The 11865-nt window shown below is 69.6% G+C and carries 12 protein-coding genes; 8 read left to right on the top strand and 4 right to left on the bottom strand.

Annotation, left to right across the window (positions count from 1 at the left end; translation table 11 throughout):
• Positions 1-223 precede the first annotated feature (223 nt).
• The 7 genes from ACQP0U_RS28180 to ACQP0U_RS28150 all read left to right on the top strand — a co-directional run bounded on the left by ACQP0U_RS28180 (position 224) and on the right by ACQP0U_RS28150 (position 7197).
• Entirely contained in the window at positions 224-1279 is a 1056-nt protein-coding gene (locus ACQP0U_RS28180; protein ID WP_433321240.1) for an ABC transporter ATP-binding protein, read from the top strand.
• A gap of 55 nt (positions 1280-1334) precedes the next feature.
• Positions 1335-2351, top strand: coding sequence for an ABC transporter ATP-binding protein (locus ACQP0U_RS28175; RefSeq protein WP_433312859.1), 1017 nt, complete (start codon positions 1335-1337; stop codon positions 2349-2351).
• Positions 2348-3355 carry an ABC transporter permease gene (locus ACQP0U_RS28170; RefSeq protein ID WP_433312856.1) on the top strand — a complete coding sequence of 336 codons (1008 nt, stop codon included), beginning with the start codon at positions 2348-2350 and terminating at the stop codon, positions 3353-3355. The genes ACQP0U_RS28175 and ACQP0U_RS28170 overlap by 4 nt, the downstream gene beginning before the upstream one ends.
• 11 nt (positions 3356-3366) lie before the next feature.
• Complete coding sequence (locus tag ACQP0U_RS28165) at positions 3367-4353, top strand: ABC transporter permease (protein ID WP_091406222.1); 987 nt, start codon at positions 3367-3369, stop codon at positions 4351-4353.
• Positions 4354-4499: 146 nt separating this feature from the next.
• Positions 4500-6242, top strand: a complete 1743-nt coding sequence (locus tag ACQP0U_RS28160) for an ABC transporter substrate-binding protein (RefSeq protein WP_433312853.1) — start codon at positions 4500-4502, stop codon at positions 6240-6242.
• A 143-nt stretch (positions 6243-6385) separates the two neighbouring features.
• A complete protein-coding gene (locus ACQP0U_RS28155) occupies positions 6386-6742 on the top strand; it encodes a PadR family transcriptional regulator (protein ID WP_433312850.1) in 357 nt (118 codons plus the stop codon).
• Positions 6743-6744: 2 nt separating this feature from the next.
• The gene (locus ACQP0U_RS28150) at positions 6745-7197 is read left to right on the top strand and encodes a hypothetical protein (protein ID WP_433312848.1); all 453 of its coding nucleotides are present in this window, start codon (positions 6745-6747) and stop codon (positions 7195-7197) included.
• Positions 7198-7218: 21 nt separating this feature from the next.
• Here ACQP0U_RS28150 and ACQP0U_RS28145 read toward each other — a convergent pair whose 3' ends face one another.
• On the bottom strand, positions 7219-7362 hold the full coding sequence (locus tag ACQP0U_RS28145; protein WP_433312845.1) for a hypothetical protein: 144 nt from the start codon (positions 7360-7362) through the stop codon (positions 7219-7221).
• A gap of 169 nt (positions 7363-7531) precedes the next feature.
• Positions 7532-8434, bottom strand: a complete 903-nt coding sequence (locus tag ACQP0U_RS28140; protein ID WP_433312843.1) for an NADP-dependent oxidoreductase — start codon at positions 8432-8434, stop codon at positions 7532-7534.
• A 105-nt stretch (positions 8435-8539) separates the two neighbouring features.
• Between ACQP0U_RS28140 and ACQP0U_RS28135 the strand changes: the two genes are divergently transcribed.
• Positions 8540-8938, top strand: a complete 399-nt coding sequence (locus ACQP0U_RS28135) for a winged helix-turn-helix transcriptional regulator (RefSeq protein WP_433312840.1) — start codon at positions 8540-8542, stop codon at positions 8936-8938.
• A 405-nt stretch (positions 8939-9343) separates the two neighbouring features.
• On the opposite strand, the gene ACQP0U_RS28130 is transcribed toward ACQP0U_RS28135, so the two are convergent.
• Together ACQP0U_RS28130 and ACQP0U_RS28125 are read right to left on the bottom strand one after the other, a co-directional pair.
• Entirely contained in the window at positions 9344-9556 is a 213-nt protein-coding gene (locus tag ACQP0U_RS28130; protein WP_433312838.1) for a DUF1737 domain-containing protein, read from the bottom strand.
• Positions 9557-9711: 155 nt separating this feature from the next.
• The gene (locus ACQP0U_RS28125; RefSeq protein WP_433312835.1) at positions 9712-11856 is read right to left on the bottom strand and encodes a prolyl oligopeptidase family serine peptidase; all 2145 of its coding nucleotides are present in this window, start codon (positions 11854-11856) and stop codon (positions 9712-9714) included.
• Between the last annotated feature and the right edge of the window lie 9 nt (positions 11857-11865).

Below are 11865 nucleotides of genomic sequence, written 5' to 3'. Positions count from 1 at the left end.
GGGCGCGGGGCGCGGAGCACGGCCATGAACGGGTGTGGATGGCGAGGTGACGGGGGTGCGGCGCCGATGCCGACTCGTTACGCTCGGGCCCGCTGACACGTGCCGGCTTTGTAGCTTATTTTCACCCTCGGGACTTTCCTGTAAGTTCTCTTCGTCACTGAGGGAGGTGGCCGTGGACAGCTCGGAACCGTTGCCGTCCGGCGAACCGGACGACCGACCCGCCGTGCCGGCACAGCGCTCCGACCAGGACGCCTACCTGCGGGTTCGCGATCTCCGGGTGCGGTTCGACACCGAGGACGGTGTGGTGCGCGCGGTCGACGGGGTGTCGTTCGCCGTCGAGCGGGGCCGCACTCTCGGCATCGTCGGTGAGTCCGGCTCCGGCAAGAGCGTCACCTCGCTGGCCATCCTCGGCCTGCACGACCCCAAGCGGACCACCATCACCGGGGAGATCTCCGTGGGTGGCCGGCAGGTGGTCGGCCTCGGAGACGAGGAGGTACGCCGGCTGCGCGGCCGGGACATGGCGATGATCTTCCAGGATCCACTGTCAGCGCTGCACCCGTACTACACGGTGGGCCGGCAGATCGCCGAGGCGTACCGGGTGCACCACCCGAAGGCCAACCGGCGCGAGGCCCGCCAGCGGGCTGTCGACATGTTGGACCGGGTCGGCATCCCGCAGCCGGCGCGCCGCTTCGACCAGTACCCGCACGAGTTCTCCGGCGGCATGCGGCAGCGGGCGATGATCGCGATGTCCCTGGTCAACGACCCGGCGCTGCTGATCGCCGACGAGCCGACCACCGCGTTGGACGTCACCGTGCAGGCGCAGATCCTGGACCTGCTCGCCGACCTCCAGGCCGAGTTCCACTCCGCGATCATCCTGATCACCCACGACCTCGGCGTGGTCGGCCAGGTCGCCGACGACGTGCTTGTCATGTACGGCGGGCGTGCCGTCGAGCGGGGCAGCGTCGAGCAGGTGCTCCGTGCGCCGCAGCATCCGTACACCTGGGGGTTGCTCTCCAGCGTGCCGTCGCTGCACGGCGACGCGGACGCGGACCTGGTGCCCATCCCCGGCAACCCGCCCAGCCTGATCAACCTGCCGTCGGGCTGCGCGTTCCACCCCCGTTGCCGGTACGCGGACCGCAACGGCGACCGGTCCCGGACCGAGGTGCCCGAGCTGCGCGAGGCCGGCGGGGACGGTCACCTGGTCGCCTGTCACCTCGGCGCCGAGGAGCGCGCCACGTTCTACGCCGAGGACATCGCACGAGTGGGGGTGGCTGTGTGAGGGCGAGGAACGCAGCGCAGCGGAGTACCGCAGTCCCGAATGGAGGACTGTGGAGATGACCGATGAGCCACTGCTGCGGGTACGCGGCCTGAGCAAGCACTTCCCGGTACGCCAGGGGCTGCGCGCCACCGGTCTGGTGCGGGCGGTGGACGGGCTCGACTTCGACGTGCGACCAGGCGAGACGCTTGGCCTGGTGGGGGAGTCGGGCTGCGGCAAGACCACCACCGGCCGGATGCTGGTGCGGCTGCTGGAGCCGACGAGCGGCAGCATCGAGTTCGACGGGCGGGACATCACGCACGCCGGCCGCCGCGAGTTGCGCCCGCTGCGCCAGGAACTCCAGATCATCTTCCAGGACCCGTACGCCTCACTGAACCCTCGGCACACGGTGGGCCGGATCGTGGCGATGCCCCTGCAGGTCAACGGCATCAAGCCGCCGGGTGGGATCAAGGCCCGGGTGCAGGAGTTGCTGGAGTTGGTCGGGCTGAACCCGGAGCACTACAACAGGTATCCGCACGAGTTCTCCGGTGGTCAGCGTCAGCGCATCGGGATCGCCCGCGCGCTGGCCCTGCGCCCGAAGCTGATCGTCGCGGACGAGCCGGTGAGCGCGCTCGACGTCTCGATCCAGGCGCAGGTCGTCAACCTGCTGCGCGACCTGCAACGGGAGCTCGGCCTGGCCTTCGTGTTCATCGCGCACGACCTGGCCGTGGTTCGGCACTTCTGCCAGCGGGTCGCCGTCATGTACCTGGGTCGGATCGTGGAGATCGGCGACCGGGCGGACATCTACGAGCGCCCGCAGCACCCGTACACCCGGGCGTTGCTCTCGGCGATCCCGGACGTCACCCAGCTCGGCCCGGCGGGCCGGATCCGGCTGACCGGTGACGTGCCCACCCCGCTGGACCCGCCGTCCGGCTGCCGGTTCCGTACCCGGTGCTGGAAGGCGCAGGACATCTGCGCCACCGAGGAGCCGGCGCTGGTCCCCCGCGACGGTGGCCGGCAGGCCACCGCGTGTCACTTCCCCGAAGGGGAACCAGCCGGGTCGGCTGCCCATGTCGCCGAGGAGGTGTCGTCGTGAGCCTGTCCCCGGTGGAGGGTGTGGCGCTGGCCGAGATCGAGTCCGGTGGGGCCGAGGGCGGGCCCGCGACCAAGGGCGTCGTCGGCCGCTCGCCAGGTCAGCTGGCCTGGCTGCGGCTGCGCCGCGATCGTACGGCGATGGTCAGCGGCGTACTCCTGGTCTTCTTCCTGCTGTTGGGGTTGGCCGCCCCGCTGATCGAGATGGTCTACGGGATCGGCCCTCGGGAGCAGTTCCAGAGTCTGCTGGACGGTTTCGGCATGCCTCTGGGCTACGCCGGCGGCGTCAGCGGCGAGCACTGGTTCGGTCTGGAGCCGGGGCTGGGCCGGGACATCTTCATCCGGCTGATCTACGGGCTGCGGACCTCGCTGTTCATCGCGTTCGCGGCGGCCCTGATCACCGCGACGATCGGGGTCGTGCTGGGCGCGCTCGCCGGCTACCTGGGCGGCTGGCTCGACGCCGTGATCAACTGGATCACCGACCTGACCCTGGCCATGCCCTTCCTGATCATCGCGCTGGCGCTCACCCCCACCATCACGCTGCGCTTCTACGGTGAGCGGGGGCAGGTGTCGTCCGCCTTCGGGGTGGGTGTGCTGATCGCCGTGTTCGCCATCTTCGGCTGGACCAGCACGGCCCGGCTGGTACGCGGGCAGGTGATCGCGCTGCGCGAGCGGGAGTTCGTGGAGGCTGCCCGCGCGAGCGGGGCCGGGCTGGGGCACATGCTCTTCCGGCAACTGCTGCCGAACATCTGGGCGCCGATCCTGGTGTCGTTCTCCCTGGCCGTGCCGCAGTTCATCACCAGCGAGGCGGCGCTGTCGTTCATCGGCGTCGGCCTCAGCGACGAGACGCCGAGCTTCGGCCGAATGATCTACCGCAGTCTGGACTTCCTCCAGACCGACCCGGCGTACGTGTTCTTCCCGGGCATCACGATCTTCGCGCTGGTGTTCGCCTTCAACCTCTTCGGCGACGCGTTGCGGGACGCGCTCGACCCGAAGTCGTCCCGGTAGGGGTCAAAATCATGGCGCGATTTCTGCTCAAGCGACTCTTCTCCGCCACGCTGACCCTGTTCGCGGTGAGCGTGCTGACCTTCCTGATGTTCTTCGCCCTGCCACGCGACCCGGTCAGCAGCATCTGCTCGAAGAACTGCAACCCGGAGCGGCTGGAGCGGGTCCGCGACGACCTGGGCCTCAACGACCCGCTGATCAGCCAGTACGCCGGTTACATGAAGGGCATCGTCACCGGTCGGGACCTGGGCAGCGCCCAGGGCGGCCGGTGCGACGCGCCCTGCCTGGGCTGGTCGTACGTCACCAACGAGGCCGTCTCGGACACCATCGCCCGGGTACTGCCGGTGACGCTGAGCATCGTGATCCCGGCGGCCATCCTCTGGTTGCTGCTCGGCGTGGGGCTCGGCATGGTGTCCGCGCTGCGGCGGGGCACCTGGCTGGACCGGCTGGCGATCGGCTTCTCGCTGACCGGCGCCTCGTTGCAGCTCTACTTCGTGGGCGCGGTGCTGCTGCTGGTCTTCGTCTACAACCTGCGACTGCTGCCGGTGCCGAGCTACACCTCGATATTCGACAACCCGGCGAAGTGGGCCAGCGGGCTGGTGCTCGCCTGGGTGGCGCTGGCCTTCCTCTTCTCGGCCATCTACGCGCGGTTGTCGCGGGCGCAGATGTTGGAGACGCTGTCGGAGGACTTCGTCCGGACCGCGCGGGCCAAGGGCCTGGCCAAACCCAAGGTGTACGGGCGACACGCGCTGCGCGCGGCGATCACGCCGGTGGTGACGATCGCGGGGCTGGACGTGGGCGGGGCGCTGGGCGGGACGGTGATCACCGAGACGACGTTCGGCATTCAGGGGCTGGGGCGTACGGCGGTGGACGCGGTGCGCTCGGGCGATCTGCCCACCATCATGGCCACCGTGCTGATCGCCGCGGTCTTCGTGGTGTTGGCGAACGTGCTGGTGGACCTGCTCTACGCGGCCATCGACCCCCGGGTGCGGCTGCGCTGAGCCGACCGGTGGCCAGCGCCCGGCCGGTGGCGAAATTTATCGACAACTGTTACACAACTCGTAGGTTTTCTTCCTTACGATCCTCGGGACGTCGGCGGTTCTCGCCCCGACGAAACCGCACGGCACATGGGTGAAGGGGGTACTTCATGAGACCACGCGTGGCGGTTGCCGCAGGCGGCGCGATCGCTCTGGTTGTGGCATTGGGTGCGTGCTCGAAGAACACGGGCGAGGGCACCACGGTGGACACCGACCGGACGCAGACCGGGGTCATCGCGACCGACCCCAAGGACTCGCAGGGGCCGGCGGCCGAGGTGAGCGGCGCTGCGAAGGGCGGCACCTTCAGCATCATCCGGGAGTCGCCGATCTCCCACCTCGACCCGCAGCGGACGTACTCGTTCGCCGGTCTGATGGCCAACCCGCTCTTCGCCCGCTACCTGACCACCTGGAAGGACGACGGCAAGGGTGGCCTGGTCCTGGTGGGCGACCTGGCCGAGACGCCGGGCAAGAACGTCAACAACGACTGCAAGGTCTGGGAATTCACTGTCAAGGACGGCGTGAAGTTCGAGGACGGCCGGCCGATCACCTCCAAGGAGATCGCGTACGGCATCGCCAGGTCCTTCGACCCGGACCTGTCCGGCGGCCCGACCTACATCCAGGAGTGGCTGGCCGACACCCCGCAGTTCGACACCAAGTGGGACTTCAAGAAGAACAAGACGTCGCTGCCGCCGGGCCTGAGCACGCCGGACGCCAAGACGCTGCGCTTCGAGTTCGCCAAGCCCCGCTGTGACCTGCCGTTCGCGGTCTCGCTGCCGACCACCGCGCCGCTGCCCGCCGACAAGGACACCGGCGTCGACCTGGACAAGCAGCCGTTCTCGTCCGGCCCGTACAAGGTCGCCAAGAACCAGGTCGGCGTGCAGATCACCCTGGACCGCAACCCCAACTGGGACCCGAAGACCGACCCGGTCCGGCACCAGTACCCGGACCAGTTCGTCTGGAGCTTCGGCCCGACCGCGGACGCCGCCAACAACCGGGTGATCGCCGACAACGGCGCCGACCAGAGCGCGCTCGCCTTCAACACCGTGCCCGCCTCGCTGGTCGCCAAGGTGGCCGGTGACGCCACGCTCAAGTCACGCAGCATCCTCTCGCCGACGCCGAGCGCCAACCAGCTGGTCATCAACAACCAGCGGGTCACCGACCTGAAGGTCCGTCAGGCGCTCAACTACGCGATCGACCGCGAGGGCTTCATCAAGGCGATGGGCGGGCAGACCGTCGCCGCGCCGCTGACCACGCTGATGCCGCCGGCCACCATCGGCTTCAAGGCGTACGACGCGTACCCGGCGGGCGCCAACGGCAACGTCGACAAGGCCAAGGAACTGCTCGGCGGGAAGACGCCCGAGCTGGTCCTCGGTGTCGCCGACAACTCCACCGAGCAGCAGCAGGGCGCCCAGCTCAAGGCCAACCTGGAGCGCGCCGGCTTCAAGATCACGCTGCGGAACATCTCCGACGACGCCAAGCTCGACGAGATCAAGAAGAAGAACAACCCCTGGGACCTGTACATCGGTAACTGGGCGGCGGACTGGCCGAGCGGGGCCTCGATCCTGCCGGTGCTCTACGACGGCCGCACCATCAAGGCCGAGGGCAACAGCAACCAGGCCTACTTCAACGACCCGGCGATCAACACCGAGATGGACCGCATCTCGGCGCTGCCCGCGGGCGAGCAGGGCCCGGAGTGGGCCAAGCTCGACGAGCGGATCATGAAGGAGCACGCGCCGGTGGTGCCGCTCTTCGTCGACGTGGCCTACAACGTGCACGGGTCCAAGGCGGGCGGGATCTTCATCTCCAGCGTCTTCGGCTACCCGTCGTTCGTGAACGCGCACGTCAAGCCGTAAGTCACACCGCAGACCAGAAGGGTCCCCTCCCGACAGCGCCGTCGGGAGGGGCCCTTCTGTTCGAGTGCGGCGTCCCGACGAGATCCCTGGCGAAAACCGGCGAACCGCTTGACCTATATCCGTCACGGATATAGTTTCGCCTCATGGCGAGCACCAGAACCGGCGGGCCCCTCACCCCTGCGGTGCTGCACATCCTGCTCGTGCTCTCGACCCAGGAACGCCATGGCTACGGGATCATGAAGCAGGTCGAGGCCGACTCCCAGGGGAGAGTCACGATGGGGCCAGGGACGCTGTACGGCTCGGTCCGCCGGATGACCGATGCGGGCCTGATCCGCGAGAGCGACAAGAAGATCGACCCGAACCTGGACGATGAGCGCCGCGTCTACTACGGCATCACCGCTCTCGGTCGACAGACCCTCGCGGCAGAGTTGCAGCGATACCGTCAGGTCGTCGCGATCGCCCACGAGCGATCCCTCGTACCCAGGGCAATGGGTATCTGACCATGGACGGACAGGCGCGATACCGGCGTTGGTACCGGAGGGTGCTCGGTCTCTATCCGAGGCCGTACCGCGAACGCTTCGCCGACAGCATGGAGCAGACGTTCGCCGACCTCTGCCGTGAGCGGGCCGGCGGGGGTCGTGGAGATCTCGCCTTCATCCTCTGGATCTTCACCGACACGTTCGCAGGCATCATCCGGGAACGCGCGACAGACCTTGCGAGGTTGACCATGGCCAGGAATGCAACCACCGTCTTCAGGATCGTCAAGTGCCTCGCGCTGGCCATCGGTGGCCTGATGGTGGCGGGGATCGCCACGGTCATGGTGCTGGCGCGGGGAACCGGCGAAGACATCACAGGTGTCGTGGCGCCGGCGCTGCTGCTCACACTCCTGTCAGCGGTGGCTGCCGTCGTCGCGGCCGTCCTGCAGGGCGCGAGCGATCGTCGCAGGCGCGGCTGACGCCGCATCGGCCTTCCGATCTCAGGTCCGCGTCATCGTGGAGGCGTAGCCACCTCCGCCGGGGTAGGTCCACTCGCCGGTGACCGTTGTGTCGTCGGCGCTGAACGTGCCCTCGTAGTACGCCGGGCTGCCCTTCGCGCCGGCCCAGATGGCGTCCAAGGTCACGCTCGATCCTGGATCGAGTGGCTATCTGCCGCCGGGATGCCACTCCATCCTGGATCGAGCGCGATCTTGGGGAGTTGGCCGCGTATCGACGCCCACTGTGCGATCTCCAGCGGCTTGAGATACAAGCCCTGGCGAGCGGCAGGTGCGACGGCCAGGCGTTCGTCGCGGATCAGGGGACGATCACCACGCCGCCGCGTACGCCGCCTTGGGCCAGCCGCTCGTGGGCCGTCGCCGCGTCGGCGAAGGGGTACACGTCAGCGACCCGGAGCGGGATGTCGCCGCTGGTGACGAGTTTGACCAGTTCGCCCAGCCGGGATCCGTCCGGTAGCACCTCCAGCGCGAGGGTCCGGATTCCCCGCACCGGCTCCGGGCGCAGCGGGGGCGACGCGGCCACGTAGCCGCCGCCGTCCCGGATGAGGTCCAGCAGCGAGGAGCCGATCACGGCCAGGTCGATGACCGCGTCGAACGGTCCCGTCGGATCGTCGGTACGCGACAGGAACGCCGCACCCAGCGACTCGACGAACTCGCGGTCGCCGGCCCCGGCGAGTCCTGTGGCGTGCAGACCTGTCGCCCGGGCCAGCGCCAGAACGAACCCGCCGACCTGCCCGGCGGCTCCGGTGACGAGCACTGTGGAACCCGCCGGGAGCGCGAGCAGGTCGAGTGCCTGGGCGGCGGCGAGGCCGTTGGTCGGCAGGGTCGCCGCCTCGGTGGCGGGGACGTCGGCGGGCGCGGAGGTCAGCCAGGCCGCGTCGAGAACCACGTACTCGGCGTGGGCGCCGGCCGTGGTCTGTAGCCATGGCGAGAAGCCGATGACCTCGTCGCCGATCGAGAACTCCTCGACCGACGGGCCGACCGCGTCGACGCTGCCGGCAACGTCCCAACCCGGGGTGTACGGCAGACCGGTCGGCAACGGGGCCGGGAACCGACCGGAGCGGACCATCAGATCGACCGGGTGTACGACTGACGCCGCGACCCGTACCCGCACCTGCCCCGGCCCCGGCTCGGGCACCGGCACCTCGGCCACGTGCAGGACCTCCGGCCCTCCGAACTGTGCATAGCTGACTGCGCGCATCGCCGTCTCCTTCGTGGGATTTCGTGATCACCACGACCGTACGAACCATAGACACTGTGAGAAAGTAGGTACCTTGAAGTGCCTAGGGCACCAAAGGGGGCAACAATGGCGACGTCGACCGCAGCGCAACGCCGCGAGCAGGCCAAACGCGACTACGATGCGTTCCTGGAACAGTGCCCGACCCGTGAGCTGCTGAGCAGGCTCACCGACAAGTGGGTCGCCCTGGTGATCCCCGCGCTCGTCAACGGCCCGCAGCGGCACGGCGAGCTCGCCCAGCGCATCGTCGGCGTCAGCCAGAAGATGCTCACCCAGACCCTGCGCACCCTGGAACGCGACGGCCTGGTCACCCGCACGGTCACTGCCTCGGTGCCGGTCCGCGTCGACTACGAGCTCACCCCGCTCGGCCATGAACTGTTCCCGGTCATGATCGCGATCAAAAGCTGGGCGGAGACGCACATGGACCGCGTCTTCGAAGCCCGGACCCAGTACGACGCACGCCCCTGAGCACCTGCGGCGTCGATTACGTCAGACTCCGCCGCACCGTATCCGTTCATCGGCCTCGCTGACGTGGACTGCCAAGATCACCGCCGCTTGCCGCTGCGCGCACAGGAGATCTTGGACAGTTTCCGTTTCACGCTGACGGAAACTGTCCAAGATTCACGTCCCGGCGTGGGCGCGACTGGTGATCGCCGACGCCCGCTTCGCGGCCCTGCTGCTCGACGTTCGCGTCGGTGACGAGCAGCAGGACGCGTGCGTCTGGTGGAGATGTCCGAGCATGGGCTGATCAGCAAGATCGTCGACCACTGGCCCGAACCGTACGATCCGCCGCAGGGTCGGGAACACCTCATCGAACGTTGGTGATCGTCAGCCTGCCGCTGGGTAACGCGCGTTGGGCTTGAGTGTGCGTCGCTACCTGGCGCTTCCCACGGGCGCCTCGGAGCCGACGGGGCGCGGCAGCACCAACGCTTGAGCGGCGATGACGCGTTCGCCGTCGAAGGTCAGCGCCGGCGATCCATGCAGCTGATAGCCCTGATCGAGAAGCGCGCTGACGCGGGCGCAGAATTCAGCATCATCGGGCCCGGTGATGAGGCGGTAGCCGAGTGGCTTCGTGAGATCCGACACCGCTGCATTGTGCCTGCTCGGATGCCCAAGCCCAGTCCCGGCCAGCTTGCCCAAGGTCACGCTCGATCCTGGATCGAGTGGCCATCTGACGCCGGGGACACCACTCGATCCTGGATTGAGCGCGATCGTGCGAGTGCGGGCCACCCGGCTGCCGCTCACAGCAGGTGGGTACGGAGGAAATCCAGCTCCAGCGGGAGCAGCCTTTCGGCGGTGCCGTTCGCGGCCAGGTGGGTGGCCCCGGTCAACGGCAGCACGGCGTGCGGTCGACCGGCGCTCAGCAGGGCCGCGGAGAGCCGGAGCGTGTGCGCGGCCACCACGTTGTCGTCGGCCATGCCGTGCACCAGCAGCAACGGGCGGGCCTGGTCCGGCCCGGTGACCGGTTCGGCGGCCAACTCGACGAGCGAGTGGTGTGCGTAAATGTCCAGGCCGTCTTCCGGCAACCCCAGATAACGCTCGGTGTACGCGGTGTCGTACAGCGCCCAGTCGGTCACCGGGGCACCCGCGATCCCGCACCGGAACAGCTCCGGGTGGCGCAGCACCGCCAACCCGGCCAACCACCCGCCGAACGACCACCCGCGTACTCCCACCCGACCCAGGTCCAGATCGGGGTGCTTTCCGGCGAGCGCGGTCAGCGCGTCGATCTGGTCGGTCAGGATCACGTCGGCGACCCGACGGTGGATCGCCTTCTCGAACGACGGCGCCACGCCCGGCGTACCCCGGTTGTCGATGGTGACCACCGCGAACCCGGCGTCGGCCCACCACTGCCGCTCCAACCACGCGGCCCGCGCCGCCACTACCTCCTGGTGCCCCGGGCCGCCGTAGATGTCCAGCAGCACCGGCAGCCGCCGGCCCGTCACGTGGTTGTCCGGGTAGAGCACCGCCGCCGGTAGCCGCCGGTCGGTCACCCGTTCCAGCAGCGGCAGCGGAGAGTACGGCGGGGCGGCGGCGAACGACCGCAGCTCGGCGATCTCCTGATCGCCGCGGCGCACCGTCCAGCGCACCCCGGCATGATCAAGCGACGCGACGCCGACGGCCAGCACGTCCCCGCCCACGGCGGCGGTGTACCAGCCGGAGTCGGTGGTGAGCCGGCGTGCGTCCACCCCACCGCCGATGGTGGTGCGGACCCGGAACAGGTGCCGCTCGCTCGGCTCGCCGTCACTCGCCTCCACCAGCAGGTCGGCCGGGCCGGCGGCGGCCGGCAGCCGACCCACCACCCGCCGCACGTACAGCGACGGCGGGGTGAGCAGGGTGCCGTCGGCGAACAAACAGCGGGCGTCGTACCCGTCGTGGGCCAACTCCCCACCGACCAGCACCCGGCCGTCCGGCAGGTGTGCCGGTGTGCCGGCGATCGGCTCGACCCAGCGCGGATCGGCCAGCTCGGCGTGCACCTGCGTCTCACCCGTCCGTGGGTCCACCGCCAGCACCAGCCCGTGCTGCTGCGAACGGCGCAACACGGTGATCAACGGGCTGCCCTCGCCCCAGCTGACCCCGGTCAGGTACGGGTACGTCTCCCGGTCCCAGTGCACGTCGACCCAGCCGTCGTCCAGGTCCAGCAGGTGCAGGCTGACCTCCGCGTTCGGCCCACCAGCCCGGGGGTACGCGACGGCCGTCGGCGCGCTGGCCGGCTCCGCCGGGTCGTGCAGGTGCCACCGCTCCAGCCGGGACTCGTCGACCCGGGCGGCGAGCACCATGCGGCCGTCCGGCGCCCACCAGTACCCCCGGAACCGGCCGAACTCCTCCGCCGCGATGTGCTCGGCCAACCCCCAGCTCACCCCGGCGTCCTCGCCGGCCAGCAGGGTGTCGGTGCCGTCCGGGTCGATCACCCGCAGCTCACCCCGGCGCACACCGTCGGCCGCGTCCGTCACGTACGCCAGCCGCTGCCCGCTCGGATCGGGGCGTGGGTCCAGCACCGGGCCGACGGCGGCCACCTCCACCACGTCGCCGTGCACAAGGTCGGCCCGGAACAAGCGCCCGGCCAGCGCGAACACCGCAACCCGACCGGCGGCGTCCAACGCGTACGAGCCGATGCCGGCGGCGCTGAGGCGCAGCCGCTCGCGCAGCGCGCGTTCGCCGGGGGAGAGGGACCGGACGTCCCCGTCCTCGCCCAGCAGGGTCGCCGGATCGGCGACCAGCCGCTCCGCACCGGTGCCCACGTCCAACAGCCAGAGCGCGTCGGCCGGATCCTCGGGACCGGCCGAGCGCAGGAAGATCACCCGGGAGCCGTCCTCAGCCACCGAGACAGCGCGTGGCGCGCCGTGGCTGAACCGGCGGGTGCGGGCGGCCAGCTCCGGAAAGTCCACAGCCCAAAT

The sequence above is a fragment of the Micromonospora sp. CA-269861 genome (genome assembly GCF_050948505.1).
Lineage (GTDB): Bacteria > Actinomycetota > Actinomycetes > Mycobacteriales > Micromonosporaceae > Micromonospora.
This window is presented reverse-complemented; position numbering and strand designations above follow the sequence as displayed.